The sequence below is a fragment of the Paenibacillus allorhizoplanae genome (assembly GCF_927798215.1).
Classification (GTDB): Bacteria; Bacillota; Bacilli; order Paenibacillales; family NBRC-103111; genus Paenibacillus_E; species Paenibacillus_E allorhizoplanae.
Map to the genome: position 1 here is coordinate 333,698 of NZ_CAKMMW010000003.1, position 22,924 is coordinate 356,621.

The window sequence follows — 22,924 nt, forward strand, 5'->3', positions numbered from 1 at the left end:
CGCTACGTCTCCCCTCTTTCTAAAATGTGGCTTGTCGACAATTCCATCTCCACACGCGTACCTTCGCCCTCTCGGCTGTCGATGCACAATGTTGTTCCATACAGCAATCGCAGGCGCTGACTAATATTCCACAATCCAATGCCTCCGACAGTCGTATCGGGCTTCATGACTGACTTCAACTGACCTTCATTCATGCCGCAGCCATTGTCTTCAATGCGTATCCATATATCACCTTGTACCCGTTCGATGACGGTCAATTTCACCGTCCCCCCTTTCGAACGGGACATAATGCCGTGTCGAATCGCGTTCTCGACAATCGGCTGAATGACAAGAGGGGGGATCATGACCCCCAAATTTGCCTCCAAGACGTATTCCACCTGCAGCCTCGCGCCAAATCTTGCCTGCTCAATGGCTACATAAGATTTGACAAGCTCCAACTCGTTCTCCAGCGTAGTCAACGCTTCAAGGTGCTTGAAATCAAAACTGCTTCTCAAATACCGCGACAATCGGAGCGTAAGCTGCTCCGCCTGTTCGGCATCCATCACGCACAGTTCGGCGATCGCCGTAAGCGCGTTATACAGAAAATGCGGTTTGATCTGCGAACGTAGAAAAGCGATCTCTGCATTTCTGGCCAGCTTGACCGAAGATTTCAGCTCGGTCAAATTACGTACGCGGGCCATCAATTCCTCGGATTCAAACGGCTTAGCGACGACATCGTTCGCTCCATTTTCTAGCGCAATCCGAATATCCTCGCTGCTGTTGCGGGCCGTCAGCACGAGCACTGGCAATTCGAACGGCGAGAATCTTTCCCGTATGCGCCCAAGAACTTCGTAGCCGGACATGTCCGACATGATGAGATCCAGTACGACAAGGGAAATATCCGGATGACTGAACAATGTTTCCAAAGCTAATTGCCCACGGTCGACAACGATGAAAGTGCGCTCTTCCAGCTTGAACATGTTCATCATACTTTGAAGATTGGCAAAGTTGTCATTCACCAGCAGGATTGGTTCCTTTTCTTTCCCCGCAACATAAAGTGGATACTCGGTAGGGTGCATGCTGAAAGTTCCGGACAATGGCAATTCGACTGATTCAGCCAACCTTCCGTCGCCATCCAGTTTCAACTTATCACCTGCCAGGGGCAGCGTGAAGCGGAATGTCACCCCCCTACCCGGCTCTGAATCAACTTCGATATGTCCGCCGTGCAGCTCCACCAGACGTTTCGTAATGCTGAGCCCGAGCCCGGTGCCGCCGTAATCGGCCGCTCCGCCTTGTTCGAAATCTAGGAAAATGCGTTCGCGCATATCTGCAGCGATCCCAATCCCTGTATCTCTCACTCGCACTTCCATCCATTCTCCCCTAGTTTCTGTGCTCACTTCGACGGTCCCTTGATTGGAAAACTTAATCGCATTACTGATTAAATTATGCAAAATTTGAATGAGACGATTACCGTCCGCATAAACGAGAGGCAAGTGATCCGGTACGTTGTTAATGAGCTTCGTGCTACTACCCTCCAGCAAAAAGCCGTGAATCTGAATAACCGATTCCACATATGATTTCACATCGACTGTGCTTCTTTGTAACGCCAAATCACCGTGCTTGAGTTTTGAGTAATCGAGCAACTCGTTTACGAGCATCATCAGCCTTCTGCCGCTATCAACCACGATGGACATGTTGCGAGCCTGCTTGTCTGTAAGCGTCCCCTCCACTCCCTTAAGCAGTGACTGTGAAATATTAACGATCGCATTCAGCGGTGTCCGCAATTCATGAGACGTATTCGACAGAAAGTCGTCTTTGATTTTATCGAGCCGCAACAGTTGGTCTTTCATCCTGTCAACTGTCTGGTAAGCTTCAAAAAAGCGCAGTACTACTACAGGTACCATCACGACATTAAAAATAATGATGCAAAACTGCGCCAGCGAAGCGCTGCTATGGATCCCCATTGCGAAAAAAATAACGTCCAGTGAATACATATTAATCATCAGGACAGCCACACACAGCATCAGTAATTTAAACCGTGACCCTCGCTCGCCTCGGACGAACAATTGTGCAGATACGAGAAAATTCCAAAATTGAACGATTTGGTACAGGAGAACAATATAAATCTGAATTGGCGTATACGCACGGATGGATAGCAATGGAATAAGGAGCATAAATCCAATCAGCACGAACGATACTCCTTGTGTAATCCGTAGTGACAGCTTGCTTCGATGCAAATGATGGAAAAAAAGCGCTAATGCCAAACAACCGGAAACCGAAACGAAATCCTTGATTTTATATAAGACATCGAAAGATAATCTGCCTTCCAACAAAAAAAACAGCGATCGCTCTCCCATTAGCCCGTGATACAGCCCAAACATCAGACAGATGGACGCCAATAGGAAAAGCGAATTGTCTTTGATGCGATAAGCGGAGGCAGCTACGAAACAGATCAAATAAATCAGCGTCAGCGTACAGAGAATACCTAGTACGAAAAAATCTTTACTGAGCGCTAGCTGCCGTTCTGCGATCAATTGGTCGGCTGACCCAAAGCGCAACGAATCGACGATACCTGAATTTACATAATCGTAGTTAGCCGCTTGCACGATAATCTCGATGCGTCCCTGGTTCGCGGAAAAAACGCCAAGCTGCGGGCGGTTTCCCGAGCGATAGCCCGATTTGTTGTCGCCTGACGTTTGCCCATCCGCAAGCAGCTTGACTTCGTTCACATAAATCTCGCTGGCAAAACGAATATTCGTTTTCTTCAGTGCCAACTCTCCGGAATAGGAAAGCCCCGTCAACACCATCCTGTACGTAGCCGCTCCATAAACCGGGAGCTCGTCGCCATTAATCAGCTTCCCGTTCCACGGGGAGGGGACTTTCATATAAGAAACACCGCTACTATCAGGGAATTTCGATGGTTCTCGGAAGTCATCCGGCGTAAGCAACTGGTTCCAGTAGAACTCCCATTCGCCATCCAACAGGATAACTGGATCGTCTTCGGGACTCCACCGCGCAAGATCTAAGACGCCATTCTGCACAATCCATTGGTTTTGCTGCTCGCCGCCTCCAACCTTCCCAGAAAGAGGTACGAGCGAAAAACCGATCAATCCGATAACAGTGACAAGCAAGACCCTTGCAACCCAAAATATTCTTTCGTTTTGAATCAGGTTCACCTCCTCCTTCCAGTACAATTACTTAACGATATAAACTATTTCGTTGTCGTCATCGTGAATTCCTATTCGCTATGCGGCTTACAATGAAAATAAAACCGCTTCGATACGAAGCGGTTTCTTTGTCTGAATAACACGTGCTTAGATCAGTTCTGATTTCTGAAGCAAACGCTGCACAATGGAGGCAACTTCCGCTCGGGTCATGTTAGCCTTCGGAGCAAGCACATCCGAATTTCTGCCCGATACAAGTTCAGTTCCGATACAATCAATGACTCCTTCACGTGCCCAAGATGACATTTCATTGGCATCGACGTATTGCTCAAGAACTATCTCCACGCCGCTCGTTTTGCTCGTCAGCCCGGTAATCTGCATCGCTTTGGCCATCATGACCATCGCTTGTTCTCTAGTAACGCGGTCGTTCGGACGGAACGATCCGTCTTCAAAACCAGCAACCAAACCATATCCATAAGCCGTGCTTACCGCACTGCTGTACCAGTCCTGTGCCTTCACATCCGAGAATGGTACAGATGATCCAACCGGCTTCAGTCCCAACCCGCGGACGAGGATGGCCGCGAATTCTGCTCGGGTAATGTCCTGATCCGGGTTAAACAAACCGTTACCCGCACCTTCGATAATCATACGCGAGCCCATGCTGTTCACTGCCCCTTTCGCCCAGTGCTTTGCGACATCAGCAAATGAAAGTGGATGCCAGACGACCGCATACGTACTATTAGTCAAGCTGTTGATTTGAGCGCGATATTTACCACCGTCAACGACGATTTTCGTCGGTACGTGGCGAATCGTTCCGTCCGGCTCTACCACGACACCTGTCGTTATTTGGTTCGGCTCAACACCGTCAGGAATCGTTATCGTACGTTCCACATAGCTGCTAAATTTGTCCAACGTGACCGATTGTCCTTTGTAAGAGACCACAATATCAAAATCAACCGGCGGCACGATCACTTGGAATTTGTCCGTTTGTGAAGCTGCTTGCGCTTGTGCCTTCTGATCATCAGAAGCCTCGGAAATCTGGATTCGAATCGTCAAGTCCTCCAGCTTCAAACCAGTTCCAAACTTCTCGGATATCGCATCGATGTTGATTTGCGAAGCCGGGAGCGTATAGCTGCCTTTGTCCGTTGCAATCTGAATTTCTGCGTCATGCGTTTCTAACAATTTGACCAAGCCGCCGTCCAACTGCCCTGTAACAACCTGGCTGTCTCCACTTACAGGTATCGTCAACTTTTTGCTATTGTCACGGCTCAGTTTCTCACTTACTTTCCCGCTATCCAGCAGAACTGTCGTTACTTTCCGTCCGTTCACCGTATCCTGCTTGGCGGTTGCTAATTGACCCTGCTTCACACCATCGACGATGATTTCGATTCCCGGATTTGTCGTCGTTCCTGAAGAGCCTCCACCTGTATCCGGTCTAGCCGAAACCGTTACCGTCGCTTGAGCCTGCTGTCCTTCATATTCGGCTGTAATAACAGCTTGCCCGTTCGCTTTCGCCGTCACTAACCCTGTGGAGTTCACCGTAACGACATTCGTATCACTTGACGTGTACAAAGCGCCAGTGCTGACATCAAGCGTAGTTGTATCGGAATATACTGCTGTAACGACCGTTTCATGCGTATCACCATTATAAAGTGAATAATTGGTGCTATCGAGCTGAAGACCTGTTACCGTTACAGGAGGCTGAAAATATGCTGTATACGTTATATTGCCAGTGATCACGACTGAGGCCAACTGAACGTTCGTGAGCAGCGTTGCTCCACCATCACTGCTCCAACCTAGAAATATATAGCCTTGATCGGGCGTTACGACAGGTACCGAAAGAGGAGAACCGCCTTGAGCAACAATCTCACTTCCGGAACCACTGATGCTGCCGCCGTTTCCTGCTACATAAGTCACCGTGTACGTTGGAATAGGCGTCCAAACTGCATACAGCGTTACGCTTTGTGTCATAGGTATTATATCTCCCGCAGCATACACAGCAGTCGTCGCAGTTGACGAAGTATCCCAGCCCGAGAAGGTGTGATTGGTTTTCGCCAAGCTACCTTGACCCGCTACAGTAGCGAACTCATCCGGTTTGTATCCGTGTAGCTGTTCGGTAGGAACGGTTCCTGACGTATTCCCCATGCCATTATAAATGACCGTAGCCATCAAGGTATTCACGTTTTTGCGACTCATGTTTGTACTAAATATATAGCCAAGGCTATCTACCGCAACATCGAAATTACTGAGGGAGCTGAGCGGATCGGACATGATCACAAATTCCGTCCAATTATCGGAGTCACCGTTATAGCCAAGCTTCTTTATACCGCCATTTATCATATTAACTACATACACGTTATCAAATTGATCGACAGAGAGTCCGTAAGGAATGAATGGAAGTGATCCCTGTGGTGTAGTAGGTGTAACGTCCGTCCAATTGGACGCCCCGTACGCCAACTTCAATATTTTTCCACCTCCGCCTCCAATCCCAGAATATGGAATAAAGCTGACAAACAAGTTTCCTACGGTATCAACGACAATATCAAAAGCGACGGTGTTAGGAAAAGAAGCATCCGAAATCTCCGTCCAACTCTGCTGTCCGCTTACCAATTTGAAAACTTTAGGTTTCGACACCAAACTGCCGTTCGTATTATCGCTGTCAACGACGTACACATTGCCTAGCCTATCTGCTGCAACGCCCATCGCATAGCGCGGAGTCAAGCCGTTTGTAATGTCCGTCCAAGTATCCGTTCCCGACGTTAGCTTCTTAATTCGGGCAACGTTGGAAACGTTATTTCCTGAGGTAGAATTATCCGTCACATACACGTTTTCATTATGGTCCAAAGCAATGCCCACTGTATACGTGCCCGCAAGATTATAAGTAATATCCGTGACCGATTGATCGTACTTCGATATTTTCTCCACCTTGCTGGCTATTCCAGGGCCGTTGCTGACAATATTGGTGAACTTGGTCACATATAAGTTATCTTGTCCATCAAATGCTAAGGAGTAAGGTACTGGACCGAGTGGACTATTTACACTCCTCACCGTATAATCCATCCAAGTCAAAGGCCCTGTGTACGCCGGAGCTGTTGGAGCAGGTCGTGCATAAGCAGTATCGCCTTCGCCATAAGGTACAAGTAAAGCGAGCGTAAGCATAAAGCTCATCAACATGCCTACTGCCCTGGTTAAAGAGTTTCGTCTCATTGTTGTCATCTTCGTTCTCTCCCCATTTGTCATAATCTCATGCAATTATAATACATACATGACTACAAGACCCTGTCCATGGACCTATTTACAAAAAAAATGTTTCGACAGTAATCGGGATTATTATACAAATTACGAATAAACAAAAAATGAACAAGATGAAATCCTTCGGTATTCCCCCCATACGTGGCACACAATAAGAAACTCTACCCACTATACAACGGGTAGAGTTTTCCCCATTTACACCGAACGAAGTTTCAAAGAAATGAAACAAAAGAATGAAAGAAATCTTATGTAAAAACAAGGCTCTCCAAGCTACACTTAATACAAGACGAAAGAGCTCTCGTCACATTTGCCTAAATAATTAAGGGGTATAAGGAGATGTTGAAATGAGAAAGAAATTGTGGGGATTTGGTATGACAACCATCATACTAACATCGATTGCACTTACTGGCTGCGGGAACGGTGAATCAGCTTCTGGAACTAGTGCCCCGGCAAGCGGTGCGGAAGCAACACAAAAGGCTACAGGAAAGAAAACAACGATTGATATCTGGGGCGCAGCGGTTACGCCAGAGAGAGAACAGTTCTGGCAAGGAATTGTAAAGGATTTTAATACCAAAAATCCGGATATTACAGCCACTTTCTTAGGGGTACCTGGGGATTTAGCGGGCTATAACCAAAAGGTTAACGTAGCACTTGCCGCTGGCGAGGCTCCCGATATTATTAGCAACTTTACTTCTGATCTTGTGAGTCGTGGTGTGTTGGAGCCACTAGACGATTACTTCACGAAATGGGAAAACAAAGACAAGGTCGCTACGACGGCAATTGCTTCGGTTAGATCCATGGATCCTAAAGGCGGTAAGCTTTATGGCTTGCCAACATCCATTCAACCATGGATTATGTGGTTTAGACCCGATTGGTTAAAAGCAGCTAATCTGCCAACCCCAGGAACTTGGGATCAATTCTTTGAAGATGCTCAGAAATTGACAGACAAACCTAAAGGCCTCTATGGATACGGCATTCGAGGTGGAGCTGGAAGCGCTAACACATTGGAGATGCTCATGTACTCCTACTCAGGCATCACAAATTATTTCAAGGACGGCAAGGCTACAATAAACGATCCGCTGCATGTTCAATTCCTCGAAAAGTACCTAGGCGGATATAATGTTAACACGCCAGAGGACGATTTGAGTAAAGGTTGGACAGAATTAGCAGCATCGTTCCAGGCAGGTAAAATCGGTATGATTTTCCATAACCTAGGGTCGGCCAGTGCCCATGTTAAAGCGTTCAACGGAGACTTGTCCAAGTTTACTGCAGCACCTTTCCCTAAAAGTGTCAAAGGTTATAATGTGCACCCAGGCGTAACGCCAAGCACCTTGATGCTCACCAAATCCTCCAAAAACAAAGACGCTGCTTGGAAGTTTTTAACCTTCTATTACATGAATTATGATGGTGCTGCTGGGAAGCTTTACGGAGAAATCCCAACGAATATTGATGCTATGAAAGAAGACTGGATCCAGAATACAACGTATATCAAAACAGGTGCCGATCTCATGGCTTCCAAAGATACGAAACTTACTGACAACCCTGTCTACATGCCAGGCTACACGAATATTCAACAAACGATGGAACCGATGGTTCAGAAGGTTATGGCGAAGAAAATGACGGCCAAAGACATGCTGGATGAGTGGGCGAAGTTATTGGAAAAAGAAAAAGCAACTTTCGATGCATCTGTAACAAGTAAGTAAAAGAAGGGCAGCCGAATTGAACATCGGCTGCCCTTTTCTATTTAACATCTCGTTTATTTGGAAACTTGAAACCAATCCACATCAACAAATCCACGGGCTTCACCAGAGCAAAACATGCCAACCTTGGCACCGACCCATCGCCCCTCACTTGCCACAAAAGGTTCAATCGGTATCGCCTGATAATTACTGCCATTTAAGCTATAGCTGTAGGAACACTGTGCTGCTTCTACTACTTTGACCTTGAGAATAACATCAGTTATCTCCTCTACAGCCACAGACCACAACTCCTCTTCCCCGTCAGCATCCCCTTGGGCCATAAATAGCGTCAGTGACTTGCTAGCCAATCCAAGATCACTTTTGCGCAAGCCCAGATAAGCATAACGGTATCCGAATACGATCAAACCAGCGAAATCATCCTCCTGAAGTCCAGAGGCGTCGAAACTGACTGCTACTTCGAATTCGGGTGCAGGGAACTTCTGTAGAAGCAGGTGCGGTGCATCATATAAGCTTAGTTGTTGGTACTTCGAAACAGCATGCAGCCGGATTTGGCTCGAATGCGTTCGTAAGCTATACCAATCCTCTTGCGGATTAGTCTGCCATTGCCATTGAAGCCCAAGCTTAGCCTGATCAAACTCATCCGACGTAGCTGGCACTTGAATGGGAAACACGCCACCCACATCAGGCTTCTTATACGTTAGAACTGGCTCGCCGATACGCTCCCCTTCTCTTCTTTCTCCCATCAGAGGCCAGTCTTCTACCCATTCAACAGGCTGCAGGTGTACAACTCGACCGTAAGCGCCTTTGTCTTGGAAATGTACAAACCAGGATTCCCCGGATTCCAGCTCGACCCAGCCGCCTTGATGAGGCCCATTTACTGACGTCTGACCCTGGTGGAGTACAATTTTATCCTCATACGGCCCCCAAATTGTAGTCGAACGGAAAATCGTCTGCCACCCTGTTGCAACGCCTCCTGCTGGAGCAAATATATAATAATACCCATTACGTTTATAAAGTTTGGGGCCTTCGAGCGTTGGATGCGACTCCGTACCATCATAAACAATTTGCCCTTCATCGAGCAGTCGTTTCCCATCCGCTGACATCTTGCAGATTCGGAGCTTATGTTTAATACCGCTTCGACTTTGAGCGTAGGCATGAATCAGATATGCTTGCCCATCTTCATCCCAAAAAGGACACGTATCGATCAGTCCTTTCCCTTCTTTCACCATGTGCAGAGGCGTCCATTCACCCGCAGGATCTTCCGCTGTTGTCATCATGATCCCAACGTCTGGATCGCCATAGAAAATCCAAAACTTTCCTTCATGGTAACGGAAACTTGGCGCCCATACACCATTCCCGTGTTGAGGTACCTCATACCCATCCAGATTCATCTTAGGGATAGCATGATTGATGAGCTTCCAATTTACTAGGTCTTGAGAGTGTAAAATCGGCAAGCCCGGAATATGCCCAAAACTGGATGCCGTCATATAAAAATCCTCACCAACACGTATCACATCTGGATCCGAATAATCCGCGTGTAGGATAGGATTCTTGTAGGTACCATCGCCTTGATCTGCCACCCATGGTTGTTCATTCATCAATCTCTGTAAGTCATTCATTTGCCGTTCTCTCCTTTAGTTTAATTTAGGTCCTCTCGTTGTCCTAAAAAAGGCCCTGCGCGTTTGCTTTTCCCACGCACAGAGCCCATTTTCAATTTTTTATAATCACACTATCCTTTAACAGAACCTCCAGCCAGCCCTTGAACCAGGAAGCGTTGAATATACATGAAAAGCAGGATTGGCGGGATGAGACCAATAATACTCCCTGCTGCAAGTGATCCGTACTCCACACTGTACTCGCCAATTAGAAACTTCAGCCCAATTGGAATCGTAAATTTCTTCGCTGAAGTAATGAACGAAAATGCAACGAGGAATTCGTTCCAGCAACCAATAAAGGCAAAAGCAGCTGTAGCAACAATACCTGGCAGGATGACCGGCGTGATAATCGTCGCTATGATGCGGAGTCTTCCAGCGCCGTCGACCATCGCAGCCTCGTCAATTTCTTTCGGAATGCTGTTGACGAACCCCTGCATGAGCAAGGTATTAAAGGCAACTTGCGAAACGATATAGAACAGAATGATGGCATAAGGCGTATTAATTAATCCCATATTTTTGAAGATGAGAAACAACGGGATTACGAAAAGAATAACCGGCAGCATTTGGGTGCTAAGCAGGATTAGCATAAACGCATTCTTTCCCTTAAATTTATATCGGCTTAAGGCATACCCATTCGCAATGGAAAGAATAGCAATGAATACAACCGCTATAATGCTAATGAATAAACTGTTAATGAAGTAGACTGAAAACTTGTTTACACTCCATACTTTGACGAAATTATCGAAGGTCATCGGGCTCGGAAAGTAACGGACCGTAGCACTAATGATGTCACTTTCCTTTTTGAGTGAGGTGGAAACTGCCCAGAGAAAAGGAAACAAGACAAACACAAGAGCAATCGTCATTGGGATATAAAATAGGGTTAGTGAGGAAATCGCCTTTTTGACTTTAATCATCTTGTCCACTCCTACTTAGCTTCAAATAGATCAGAACAAAGATCATTAGAAACGCGAAAGTGATGACGCCAATGGCTGAACCATATCCATAATTGCCTTTCAGAATCGCCGTCTGCATCATATAGATCGGAAGCGTTGTTGTCATATTCATTGGGCCGCCGTTCGTCATTGTGAAAATCATATCGATGGAATTAAACTCCCATATCGCTCTCAACAATGTTGCGAATACGATACTTTCTTTCAGATAAGGAAGTGTGATATAGAACAGCTTCCTTACTTTGCCGCAACCATCCACTTCACAGGACTCATAGACATCACTTGGAATCGACTGTAAGGATGCCAACAAGGTCACTGCGAAGAAGGGGATCCCTCGCCATAATTCCGCTACGACTATCGATCCGAAAACCGTTGAAGTATTGGACAGCCAGGCAATATCTTGATGAATAACGCCAAGCCTCTTGAGAACATCATTGATAACGCCAATATGTTGATTGTACATCAGCGTCCACAACATGGTCGTCAGTACGCCTGATACGGCCCAAGGTACTAAGACGAGTGAGCGTACTAATCCTCGAAATCGAAAGCTTTGATTAAGCAATAAGGCAACAATGAGACCAAGAACGAGTTGAAGTACAACTTCAAGGCTAACCCATTTTGCCGTAACGCCCAATGTGCCAAAAAACATATCGTCCTCAAACAAAATATGTTTAAAGTTAGCTAGCCCAGCGAATCCGAATTCTTGGGGCCGTGTTAAATCATAGTGTTGCACGCTTAATTCAAAGACGCGAAAAATAGGAAAAACCATAATAATTGCAATGAGAATTAGTGTTGGAGCAACTAGGAAATAGGGAAGTGCACGATCCCCTCTTAACCGATTTCTCCTTTTTTTGACTGAGCTGACGGGTCCTTCTGATACCAGCTGTTGTACTTTCATATAATCACCTCTCTACTATCATAGGTGTTACACGTTTTTTTCTAAATAAGATATCTTATACAAGATTGTTTGTTTTTTTTAAATGAAAAAGCCAGCATCCGCCAACCACGTTGACTTCCTGCCAGCTCTAAACATCACCTTATTGACGGTGATTTTGCCTATATTCCATGGGGGTTAATCCTGTATATTTCTTGAACGTTACACTAAAATATTGGGTGTTGGGATAGCCCACACTCTCCGCAATCTCATAAGCTTTGAGCGTTGAATGAATGAGCAATTCTTTCGCCTTTTTCATCCGGACACGAATCACATAATCACTAAAGTTAACATCATTATATTTTTTAAAAAGCGTACTCACATAGGAGGGGGTAATATGTACCTTCTCCGCAACTTCCTTCAAATCCAAATCCTCATTTGCGTAATGAACATCAATATAATCCGTAATAATTTTGATTATGGCGTGATGCGAGCTATTCGACTGCTTCACTTGATCGGTAAAGATTACATCCTGCGTGGCAAAAATGCCTTTCATTTGCAACGCAATTAAGGCTTCCTCGTAAGATAAAGCAATGTGTCTGAACCCTTCTCCAAAGCTGCCAACGCCAATATTGACGGTTATTTTCAGGTATTGGTTAATGGATTCGATCATGGTTCTGGATACCCGTTCTACGACAAGCCTCCAGTCATCCGAAATAGCCTCAGTAAAATTAAATAGCAAATTAATACGGTGATTATATTGAATGACTTGAACCTGACAATTCTCGATTTCTTCGGATTCGATGACTTCCGTACACAGATTCTTCATCGAAAATAGCAGCAGTTCCATATCTTCCGGTTTATTAGGTTTTAGATACCTTGTTACACTTCCCATATCAATACTGCCCATAGCAAATGTGTTGCCGCAGAATGAGACTTCCAGTAACTGACTGTCCCTTTCAATGGTATCGTCGTTTCCTACCCCAGCAATCAAATCACTAAAAAATTGGTTGATGATCAGTCCTTGGCTTTTTTTCTCTTTCAAGACCACTTTTCGTTCCGTATGGAGTCTGTTCGCCGCATTCACGACAGATTGCAATATTTTGTTATTGTCTTCATATTTTAAAATATAATCAGATGCTTGCAGCTGAAGTGCTTGCTTGGCAAAGGAAAAATCATCATAACCGGTTAGAAATATGACTTTCGTATCCAACCCATGAGCTTTAATCGTTTCCGCTAACTGTAAGCCGTTCATGAATGGCATCTGGATATCTGAAAGCAAAATATCAGGCTTCACCTTCTGAATCAGGTCCCAAGCCATTTTACCATCCTCAGCAACGCCGACGACTTGAATTTTCTCTCGCTCCCAAGGAATGTTCCTTCGCATCCCCTCTCTGATCCACTCATCGTCATCTACGATAACCAACTTATACATGGGTGTATTCCTCCTTATCGGTAGATGGTATAACAAGCTTGACAAGGGTATACTCCCCTTCGCGACTTTCCAACGTCATCTCACAGCTCCTGCCAAATTGAAGGACAAGACGCAAATAAATATTGCGCAGCCCAAAGGTAACAGGTACTTCCTGAACTTTAGGGGCTTGGATGGAAGTTTGAATGTCACGTAACCTTTCTCCACTCATGCCAGCTCCATCATCGAATACTTCCAATACCGCATAATCGCCTCTCCGGCTTCCCGTGATCCGAATAACGCCACGCCCTCGCTTACTTTTGATCCCATGATAGATGGCATTCTCCACGATGGGTTGCAAGGTCAGCTTCATAATCGGAAAATGCATGATCGACTCTTCGATTTCGATTTCAAATTCAAAATCCTTGATGTAGCGTATATTTTGAATCAGCAAATAATTTCTAACGTGTTCCACTTCTTCACCGATCGTAATGACTTCCCGCCCCTTACTGATCCCAATCCGAAAAAAGTGTGTTAACGCATTCACCATGGTGGAAGCTTTCTCTTTTTCACCCAAATCAATGAGATGCTTGATCGAGCCTAACGTATTATATAGAAAATGAGGCTTGATTTGGGATTGGAGAGCCAGCAATTCAATCTGCCGCTTCTGCTCTTGCTCATTTTTCACTTTTTGCAGCAGCTCCTGAACAGATTCAACCAAGCTCTCGAGACCTTTTGCCAAAACACCTATTTCATTTTGCTCTTCTAAACGGAAGCTAACCTTCAGATCACCTTGACTAACCCTTTGAACCTGTTTGGATAGAAACCGAATTGGATTTGAAATTCTGCTTGCAAAGAATGTAGCAACGATTATACAAACAAATAAGATGATTAACACAATGTACAAAGTGATCGATTTAATTTGACTGGCATTGCTCAGAATATCGCTTTCGGGAACAATCGCTGCCAACTTCCATTTATTCAAAGATAAGGTCGAATATCTAATCATCATTTTATGATTGGCCGTACTCGTCTCTACGATGCTGCCTTGTGCCTCGGCACTATTCTGAATAGCTTGGATCGCTTTCTCATCAATCGTGAAATTGGGCGCTAACGCTTTCGAATACATCATACCATCTGGGCTAATTAAGGCTAGTACGCCATTAGGACTTACTTTTACATTCCGTAAAATATTAAGTAAAAAGGTCTCCCGCATGTTAATAAGAATAACGCCGTTGACATCCGATTCTTTCTTGCCAATGATTTTAAATAAACTGACCACATTTCTCTTCTCGACCGTATCAAATACATGATCCTCATGCCGATTCAGCCAGTAATAGCCACCTGGATTATCTACGCGTGAATATCGAGTTATCCACTCATTCAAGTCAAATCCGACATGCCTTGGAACGAAATCCTTCTGTAAATTAAATGAACGACCATTGCTGAAAGTCACATAGATCGAGTCAATCATTTGAAAGTTATTCTCATACGATTCCGAAAACTGTCTTTGAAGATCGATAATGTCGTCGAAACGGTGCTGATCTTCAGACTGGCCATTATTAGCCAATATATTTCGGAAGGCTGCGTTGTTTTCTATCACAACAAGCTGTTCAAATACAGTATTAAATTTATCATCCAGAAACGTTTTCGTTTGTTCCACAGTGTCATTCAACAAATAATAAGCATTGTTCTCCAGTTGCTTAACAGAAGACAAGTAGGAGAATAGTCCTGTGAGTACAACGGATAAAATCAGAATAGGTACAAAGTAGATGAGCAATTTAATTCGTATGGGACTCCTTGTTATCAATGAAATCATGCCGTTCCTCCTCTAGCTGCTTTGCCCATTTATCCAACAGCTCTTTGGCGCTTATTTTCTTGGTCATGACATTCTGAATCATTGGCTCCATATTCTTCTGAATACTTGTGTAACCCGGCAAATAGATGGGATTATCGGTAAATTTGGTTGTCGTCGACAACATAAGTGCAGCCCCCGTTTTGAAATAGGGAGTATTCTGTATCCAATCGGCTTTCATTGCATCTATCGTTGGAGGGATTTCTCCGTACAGTTTACCATAAGCATCATTATACTGGGTGGCAAAAAAAGTCATAAACTTCCACGCGGCTGCCTTATTCTTCGACGACTTGAGCATCATTAAAATGGATGGCGGAACATTGGGATGGACACTATACCCTTGCATGCTCTTCGGGAATGGTGCTGCCGCAAATTTGGAGTAATCATCATTGAAACTTTTCACATGAGAGCTGGCCGATCCCAAGTTGTGGAAAATCATGCCAACTTTGCTCGATTGAAAGGATGCAGCTAATTCTGTCCATCCTTTTCCTAGATCATCCTCTGGTGTATTCACATGAAATCCCCCCAAATACTTCTCCAGGAATTGAACATGCCTTGGATCATTTATTGTCGCCTTACCATCCTCTGTAAAGTAATTTGTAATGCCAGAATAGGCGTACATAAGCATCTCGAGTGTACTAGCACTTCCGGATCCACCTCGTATGCCGTAACCATAGCGCCCCTGAGACAAATCAGTCAATTTATTAGCGTCGTCAAAAAATTGATCCCATGTAACGGGTAGGGGCAAACCCTGTTCTTTCAACCAATCTGTTCGGACCCACATCATCCATGGCAAAATGCCGTAGGGCAAGCCATACAGCTTGTTTTCCCTTGGGTCAGCGGACCGAGTCGAAGCAATTGATCTAGGCGTGATTTTATTTCTACCTTCCCATTTGTCAAAATAATCGTCAAGAGGTTCCAGTACACCGCGCGAAACAATATCCGTTGTAAAATTATTCATAATATCGGGCGCTTGTCCCGCAGCAATGGCAACGTTCACCTTATTGTTGTAAGCATTTAAATCTCCGGGAATTCCCAAAAAGGTAACATGCATGTCTGGGTTCTTGGCATTAAACTCCTCCACGACCTCTTCCCAGAAGGCTTCCCGCTCCAGCGTGATAACACTTGCCCAAAATACAAGAGACGTCTTCTGGCTTACGCCATGACTAGACGGGTCGTTAGGGTTCGAAGTAAAGTAGCTTATCGTATAGCGAGTCAATAAGACGCCAGCCAGTAAAGCAGCCGTAATGGCAATTCTCCCTATCTGTTTATTCATTATGCCATCTCCTCAGGTCAACGCCACTTGGAACGACAATGTTCCGCAGCTTACAATTAATTTATCAAATTTACGCCATATAAAGATACCCTAAGTCGGCAAGCAGGACTACAAAAAAGCAGCTCCCCCTTTTGTGGAAAAGCCGCATCTATGGCAAGGAACCGTTGTAAAATTAGACACTTCTACTTCATCATAGACGAAAGATCCCCATAACTAAATAAGAAATTTTCGAAACTTTTGTTTGTTTTTATTAAAAGGCGAGCCCAATGTGAATTTGGACTCGCCATATACGTTAATTACCTAAAACTTTTCTAGCAATAGCTACCAGATCAACAATATCCAGCTTATTATCCTGATTTATATCGTACCTTCTGTTTTGGTTCCAAGATGAACTAACTGACGTCATTCCGTAACTAGCCGAAATAATGGCCAAATCACCGATACTGGCTTTGGTATTTATGGCGCTCAAGAAATGCTGCAGCTTGTGATCCAAATCAGATAAAGCTTGATCGATAGCTAACTGGTCCGCATTCGGATTATTGCGTACAAGCACCGCAGAGCTAATCGAAGCGTTCAACGTAGTTGCCTCGCTCTGAGCATATTGCCCCCATCGTTCTCCAATCGATGCAGAAGTCAATATGTCGCTCACGCTGGCTATTTTCAAACTTAACGGCGATTTGTTTGACACCGATTCCAAGAGCTCTTCTGCTGTTTGCAGGTTCGATACGGCGGCATTGACTTGGCTTTGCGTGGAAAGCGGGTTCGTGTTGACTGCAATCGCAGATGCTAAATACACTTGCACCACCGCCCACGAGGTTGGCGTGTAGTTGTCGGCAGTCAGCGCTGATACTTCATCCACCTTAGCCACTAATACTGATTTATTAATCTGAAGTCGCAGGGTAGCAAATGCATGGTTTAATGTCATTTCCGTCCCAACTTCGTCAGCAATGACAATCTGATTCAAATACATGAGTGTGGTTGCCTCACCAGGCTGCTCCGTCCCTATTGCTTTCCAGATTAATTTCAGCAGATCGCCACTTGTACGGACTCCTGCGTTCAGACTTGCGAGAAAGATTCTGACTTTCCCAATCGCGTCTTGATCTACGCTCACTATCGTAAGCCCAGGTACGAGTGATTCCGCCGAAACGAACGACATCAGATTCGGGTTATATTGGAACGTTAAATCTTGTCCGTAAACAGATGCATGGACACTATTGGCATCCATACTTAACCCGTAGATGAAGTTTACGTTTTCACCTACATAACTGGAGGTTGCGCCTGTTAGATTCGCTACTGGAGAGCCAGCAGATGTATTGGTCATAGACGCAACAACCTCATTCGAAGATCCGCTCTCCCCAGCTCCATTCGTTGCTGTAACAACATAATAATACGTATTCGCAAGGAGTCCAACATCAGTATACGTAGTTCCCGTAACATTAGCAGCAATGGTTTGATAACCAGTTCCAATCGTAGTACTACGCTTCACGTTGTATGAGGTCGCCCCTGAGATGGCATCCCAAGTTAAGTGTACGTCAGAATAACCTGTGAATGAACTAAGGTTGGCAGGTGGTTTCGGAACTTGCTCTAATCCTGGATCTAGAATCTGTATGACACTTGGACTAATCCCTTGATCTATTTGGAAAGGAACTCCAGCTATCGAATAATCTGTCTGCTTCATCTGAATATGACTTGCGCTTCCTGCAAGATGTATAAACGTACTTGTTCCTCTAGGAATGAAGACATTGTTAAACAGTACGGATGATGCATTGCTTAACGTGTAGAGTACTCCACTGGATGGCGTAATTTGAACGTTATTTAATTGAAAATTCGCCGTATTCGTAGATACCCACCCTGTCGCAGCTGTTATCTTTACGTTAGTCAGTTCAATATCATGCACGGGTACTTGAACAAGTGCTTCAATATTTACGGCTTGTTCCGCGCCGTCAACGGTAATATTACGAATATGAATGTTTTTAATCTCAGGCACGCGTCGATCCACCCCAAGTTGGGCATTATCCAACACAGCGTCATGGCCATTGTAGAAATCGCTAATACTAATCGCGGTTCCGCCAATATTTTGCATATGAATGCCATCAAAATAAAGATTTTGGATCGGTCCGCCGTTGCCTACATACGATTTAATGTTAATGCCGGCATCAGTACCAATATACTGATTGTTCCGAACTGCAAGATTATTGACACCTCCGGAGGTATTACTACCGATTGACAATCCGCCATGGCCACGGAATACGATATTATCAGCTACGACCACATTCGTTAAGGTGGTTGTAGGGCCTGGATCGTTACTGGACTTCATGCCAATCCCGTCATCCCCAGCATTAACGGTGTTATGGTACATCACCACATTTTGCGAGGAAGTGACATCTAGGCCATCGCCATTCTGATACCAAGCATCGTTATTGACCGTTGTATTTCGAATGACAAGATTGCGATCACTCGTAAAGCTTGTAGCAAATTGCGGCGAATTCATAAAGGTTGGCCCGTCGACTAGCACATTCGTACTATTCGTAACTTCAACCATCAGAGGTCGGCCAACGTTGATGGCTTGTTGGGAAGGATACCAGATGCTTCCATCTGCGCTTACGACTCCCCCCAAAGACAACAGGTATGTCCATTGACCTGCGGTGACCTTAGATTTTTTCACATAACGCCAGTACTGGCCGTTTCCATCAATCGCACCATTACCGGTAATAGCAATATTACTAAGTCCTGTTGCCAGGAACATGGACTGATATCTCGTGGAGCCTGGCGTGTAATCACTATAATCTGGACTAAATAGGATTCTGGCGCCGTCCTCCAAATGAAAATTAATGTTACTCTTCATTTGAATCGGTCCTGTCAACCAATCACCTGCCGGTATGATGACACGACCTCCGCCTGCATTCGCAGCGGCTGTAATCGCATTCGCAATGGCAGTTGTATTCTTCGTCACCCCATCACCAACCGCACCATATTCCTGAATGTTAAAATCCTGATTAGGATACGAATAAAGCGATATCGATGGCATCGTGAACGGCAAATTCGTCAAATAAGATGACAGTTCAGTTCCACCAGTGACGGCACTTACGGTATTCAACGCTTGAACTGTAACATTCGCAGTTACCGGAACGGTAGTTCCAGCGACTACCCCTTGAGCCGTGAAGCTGCCAGCCGAAGCATATTGAGCCTGATTTACTTGGTTCCAGTTTACCCGGAGGGCCTTCTCCGTTTGATCTGTAAAATTAACAGGAACAATACTAGGCAGGAACGGTGCCACACCTTCAATGGAATATAGCTGAAGTGTTGGTACATTTAAAATCGTTTGACTTGGAAGCGGCGTCGTATTAATAACTTGAATAACGTAAGAAAGCTTATTCCCTGAGCTAAATGTAAACGTTAAGGTCGTTGCTCCTATCGGCAATTGGGCCAGATAGGATTTGTTAATCTTGTACAGATTACCGTTGACACTAAAGTCTGTCGTCGGTACCAGCTGAAACGTCCCATTGGCTAGACCCGTAACGGTTTCACCTGCAACTTGCACAGTAACAGTAAGATCCGCTTGATTTGCCGTCTTTCGGTCAAAGGTTCCACTGCTTGAAATTGCCGCCTCGTTCGAAAGCGCACTTTCACCGGAGTCATTGACAGCGGACACCTTGTAGAAATATGCCGTTCCCAAACTTATCGTCATATCCGAATATCCAGTAGCAGTAAGGCTTGTTGCTAATTGTGTATACGGACCTCCGGCGGTCAAACTGCGATAGATCGAATACGTTTTGGCGCCAGCAACCGTATTCCAACTCAAGTTGATTTGCGAATAGCCTAAGGCTGCAGATAAACTGGTCGGGGAAGCCGGTTTGGCCGATTGCGGCTTCTGCGGAAAGACGCCGATCAAAGTCGGATCCCATCCATCCGTCCCTTTGAACACATTCTGCACTGTGTATTGATTGGCTTCACTTGCTGTCATTTGTGTCGTCCACTTATATCGGCCTTTGGGGTTCGCTCCTGGTCCGGTAGTGTTATATTCACCATAAAGCGCAGTTAATTCGTTGGCTGTACTTCCCCAGTTATCCCAGCCAACTGTTTTAATATGGGCATCCATCCAAGTGTTAATGTACTTCACATTCGCGTATGCTCGCCAAGGGCGGCCTAAATCCACGGATCCGTTGGTAGCGGCTATATTGTTGTCAATATCCCAAGATGGGTCCCACGTTCCTACCGTTACTGCATTTTTCAGTGAGGACGTCCCCCGAGTCAATTTGGAGTTCAGGAAAACGTATCCGAAAGAAGCGAGTTGGTCCGTTGAGGCCGCCGTTGTATGCCCCCCGCCATTACCGACAAATTTGATTTCCGAGTTGTCAAAAATAGCCGTTGCATTGCCGAAAATCCAGTCCACATCGCCTTCAATAATCGCGTTCTTGAAATATTGACGGCCAGCGTTTACATATAGCGTATCTTGAAAGCCTGCCAGTCGGACATTGCTAAAAATTGCCCGGTCAGCCGTCACATAGAGCGCAACAGCTGGGCCTACCGCTGTTCTGCTAAACGCCGTATTTTGAATTGTCATGTTCTCCGCTGTGAAATTGCTCGCTGAAACAGAAATCGTGTAGCTGTTACTAGTACCTACAGCGTTCCCATAATCATTGTAGGTCAGAATCGTTCCGTCTCTGCTTTCCCCTACAAAGCTAAGATTAGGTTTCGTACTGGGTACAGTCACTTTTTCGCTGTAAACACCATTACGAATATAGACGACCTGTCTTGTCGTATTACCACTTGGAATCGAATCCACAGCCGATTGTACAGTGGCGTAATCACCCGTACCATCCTTCGCTACTACGATTACATGCGCAGGCGTTGCGGTAGCAGCCGCGCTGCTAGCACTCTCCCCGCTCCCATTGACGGCGGAAACGGTATAATAATAGGTCGTTCCGTTCACTACACTGTTATCTACATAGTTTGTTCCAGCTACGTTCGCAAGTGTCATGTAGGGTCCAGTGAGTGTGGTTGCCCGTTGTACATGGTAAGTCGCAGCACTAGAAACTGCAGTCCAAGTCAAACTAATTTCACTATCCCCGGCTTCCCCTGTTAGACCGACCGGAGTCGAAGGGGAACCTGCTTGAACATTGTAAGGGGTTACACGAACCTCATTGGCATTCATACTTTCCGTCTGAGCGTTCGATGCCGAAACGACATAATAATACGTACTTCCATTAACAACCGTCGTATCGGTAAAGACAGGCGTGCTCAAATGGCTAGCAACTGCAGAATAGGAACGCCCCGACAACGTGCTCCGCTTCACCGTGTAGTAGGTTGCACCTGTTACTGAATTCCAGCTTAAATCCACTTTGGAATTGCCTGTAGCTGCAGCAAGATTCGTTGGACTCGCGAGCGTGGATACAGGCGCAATCAACAAGGAAGCCGAATTCCCGCTTACCCCGCCAACATTTTTGGATTGAACCACATACATATAGCTCGTTCCGTCGGTCAGTCCAGCATCCGTATAACTCGTTGTTGTCAGGCCAAGAGCGATGTTCGTATATATGGCTCCTCCGTCACTGCTCCTGAGCACATTATAACTATCTGATCCTTGTACGGCATCCCATTGCAAGCTGACTTGACTATCCCTTGACGTTCCCTTCAGTCCTGTCGGGGCCGTCGGTGGATCTGGCGCATAGACCGGTGTGATATTCGCTTGAAGGGAATCCGGACTTTCACCGCTCCCTGTTACCGCACTAATGACATAATAATAAGTCGTGTCATTCAATAGATTCGAGTCCGTATAACTGTTGGTAGTCACATTTGAAACGAGCTGATAAGGTCCCCCAGACGTCGTACTCCGTTTCACGTTATAGGAGGAAGCGCCCGTTACCGCCGTCCACCCTACCGTGCCCTTCGTATTGCCGGCAATCGTGTATAATCCAGTTGGTGTCGAAGATGACAACGAGCTTGGAAACACCGCATTGCCGAAGGCATCCATAATCGTCACCTGGCTAAATTCAACCGTTCCGTAATCAACTCCGAGCCCGATATACACACTGCCAGTTCCAAAAACAGCATTATTAGTATCTGTAAACGAATATAGGGCTGTACCTGTCGTTGTTCCGTTACCGTAATTCGATCCGTCGTTAGATATATACGCTGAATAGGTACTGTTTTTGGAGACGGAATCCGTCTTCTTCACCAGTTTAAAATAAAGCGCCTTCGTGCTTAAATCACTCGTCGAGATTGGATAACCAGCGAGTTGACTCGTTTCGCTCACAGCAGTTCCGACGTTACCGGCAGAAGTCGTCGATGTTACATGATTTTGCCACGCATAGACATAGCTGCTATTTTTCAATACACCGGAACCATTCACCTCCGCTGACTGTTTCGGTTGAAACGAAAGCATAATAGAAGGAGAAATCGAGCTTGCATTCAAGTCAGAAGGATCGATTAACTTCTTAACAAATAGCAGTGCTTTGTTCTGATAGCTTAGCGCTCCCGCCCCCGTTGTATCTGTTGCATTCGAAGGTTGGTTTTTAAAATTATTCACTTTGGCTGTAACTGTAAAATCGCCAGTAATTGGCATAGAAGCCGCATACATGGTATCGCCTTGCGTTTGCAGCTTGCCGCTGCTGGTTTTCAGTGTCATGACATTGCTGGCATAATTAGCATCATAATTCGAAAGAGCCGGACAAGCTGCATCGGTACATTTGATGGCCGAGGCACTCCAATATTGCGGCAAAGTTCCTGCTGCCCATGCACCGATTGGGAACATCGGAATGCAAGTCGTTACAAGCATCAATCCAATCAAAATCTGAATCATGATTCG

General features: G+C 45.4%; 10 protein-coding genes. 1 reads left to right on the forward strand and 9 read right to left on the reverse strand.

The window, feature by feature from the left end; translation table 11 throughout:
- Positions 1-2: 2 nt before the first annotated feature.
- Positions 3-3,155 (reverse strand): ATP-binding protein, encoded by a 3,153-nt coding sequence (locus L6I86_RS07700; RefSeq protein WP_236285979.1) that lies wholly within the window; start codon positions 3,153-3,155, stop codon positions 3-5.
- A 138-nt stretch (positions 3,156-3,293) separates the two neighbouring features.
- Positions 3,294-6,359 carry an S-layer homology domain-containing protein gene (locus L6I86_RS07705; protein WP_236285980.1) on the reverse strand — a complete coding sequence of 1,022 codons (3,066 nt, stop codon included), beginning with the start codon at positions 6,357-6,359 and terminating at the stop codon, positions 3,294-3,296.
- Positions 6,360-6,739: 380 nt separating this feature from the next.
- On the opposite strand from L6I86_RS07705, the gene L6I86_RS07710 reads away from it, so the two are divergent.
- A complete protein-coding gene (locus L6I86_RS07710) occupies positions 6,740-8,098 on the forward strand; it encodes an ABC transporter substrate-binding protein (RefSeq protein ID WP_236285981.1) in 1,359 nt (452 codons plus the stop codon).
- A 53-nt stretch (positions 8,099-8,151) separates the two neighbouring features.
- On the opposite strand, the gene L6I86_RS07715 is transcribed toward L6I86_RS07710, so the two are convergent.
- From L6I86_RS07715 to L6I86_RS07745, 7 genes are all read right to left on the reverse strand, one after another.
- On the reverse strand, positions 8,152-9,714 hold the full coding sequence (locus L6I86_RS07715; RefSeq protein WP_236285982.1) for a glycoside hydrolase family 43 protein: 1,563 nt from the start codon (positions 9,712-9,714) through the stop codon (positions 8,152-8,154).
- Positions 9,715-9,824: 110 nt separating this feature from the next.
- Positions 9,825-10,664, reverse strand: a complete 840-nt coding sequence (locus tag L6I86_RS07720) for a carbohydrate ABC transporter permease (protein WP_236285983.1) — start codon at positions 10,662-10,664, stop codon at positions 9,825-9,827.
- Positions 10,657-11,598, reverse strand: a complete 942-nt coding sequence (locus tag L6I86_RS07725; protein ID WP_236285984.1) for a carbohydrate ABC transporter permease — start codon at positions 11,596-11,598, stop codon at positions 10,657-10,659. The genes L6I86_RS07720 and L6I86_RS07725 overlap by 8 nt, the downstream gene beginning before the upstream one ends.
- A 139-nt stretch (positions 11,599-11,737) precedes the next feature.
- Positions 11,738-13,009: a response regulator gene (locus L6I86_RS07730; protein ID WP_236285985.1), complete on the reverse strand. Its 1,272-nt coding sequence runs from the start codon at positions 13,007-13,009 to the stop codon at positions 11,738-11,740.
- Positions 13,002-14,804, reverse strand: coding sequence for a cache domain-containing sensor histidine kinase (locus tag L6I86_RS07735; RefSeq protein ID WP_236285986.1), 1,803 nt, complete (start codon positions 14,802-14,804; stop codon positions 13,002-13,004). The genes L6I86_RS07730 and L6I86_RS07735 overlap by 8 nt, the downstream gene beginning before the upstream one ends.
- On the reverse strand, positions 14,767-16,116 hold the full coding sequence (locus tag L6I86_RS07740) for an ABC transporter substrate-binding protein (protein WP_236285987.1): 1,350 nt from the start codon (positions 16,114-16,116) through the stop codon (positions 14,767-14,769). The genes L6I86_RS07735 and L6I86_RS07740 overlap by 38 nt, the downstream gene beginning before the upstream one ends.
- A gap of 292 nt (positions 16,117-16,408) precedes the next feature.
- Complete coding sequence (locus L6I86_RS07745) at positions 16,409-22,918, reverse strand: pectinesterase family protein (RefSeq protein ID WP_236285988.1); 6,510 nt, start codon at positions 22,916-22,918, stop codon at positions 16,409-16,411.
- Between the last annotated feature and the right edge of the window lie 6 nt (positions 22,919-22,924).

What these genes read in the sequence shown, in the direction of transcription:
- L6I86_RS07730 (WP_236285985.1), bottom strand. Translation starts at nt 13,009, where the DNA reads ATGTATAAGTTGGTTATCGTAGATGACGATGAGTGGATCAGAGAGGGG.
- L6I86_RS07740 (WP_236285987.1), bottom strand. Translation starts at nt 16,116, where the DNA reads ATGAATAAACAGATAGGGAGAATTGCCATTACGGCTGCTTTACTGGCT.
- L6I86_RS07745 (WP_236285988.1), bottom strand. Translation starts at nt 22,918, where the DNA reads ATGATTCAGATTTTGATTGGATTGATGCTTGTAACGACTTGCATTCCG.
- L6I86_RS07710 (WP_236285981.1), top strand. Translation starts at nt 6,740, where the DNA reads ATGAGAAAGAAATTGTGGGGATTTGGTATGACAACCATCATACTAACA.
- L6I86_RS07725 (WP_236285984.1), bottom strand. Translation starts at nt 11,598, where the DNA reads ATGAAAGTACAACAGCTGGTATCAGAAGGACCCGTCAGCTCAGTCAAA.
- L6I86_RS07735 (WP_236285986.1), bottom strand. Translation starts at nt 14,804, where the DNA reads ATGATTTCATTGATAACAAGGAGTCCCATACGAATTAAATTGCTCATC.
- L6I86_RS07715 (WP_236285982.1), bottom strand. Translation starts at nt 9,714, where the DNA reads ATGAATGACTTACAGAGATTGATGAATGAACAACCATGGGTGGCAGAT.
- L6I86_RS07720 (WP_236285983.1), bottom strand. Translation starts at nt 10,664, where the DNA reads ATGATTAAAGTCAAAAAGGCGATTTCCTCACTAACCCTATTTTATATC.
- L6I86_RS07705 (WP_236285980.1), bottom strand. Translation starts at nt 6,359, where the DNA reads ATGACAACAATGAGACGAAACTCTTTAACCAGGGCAGTAGGCATGTTG.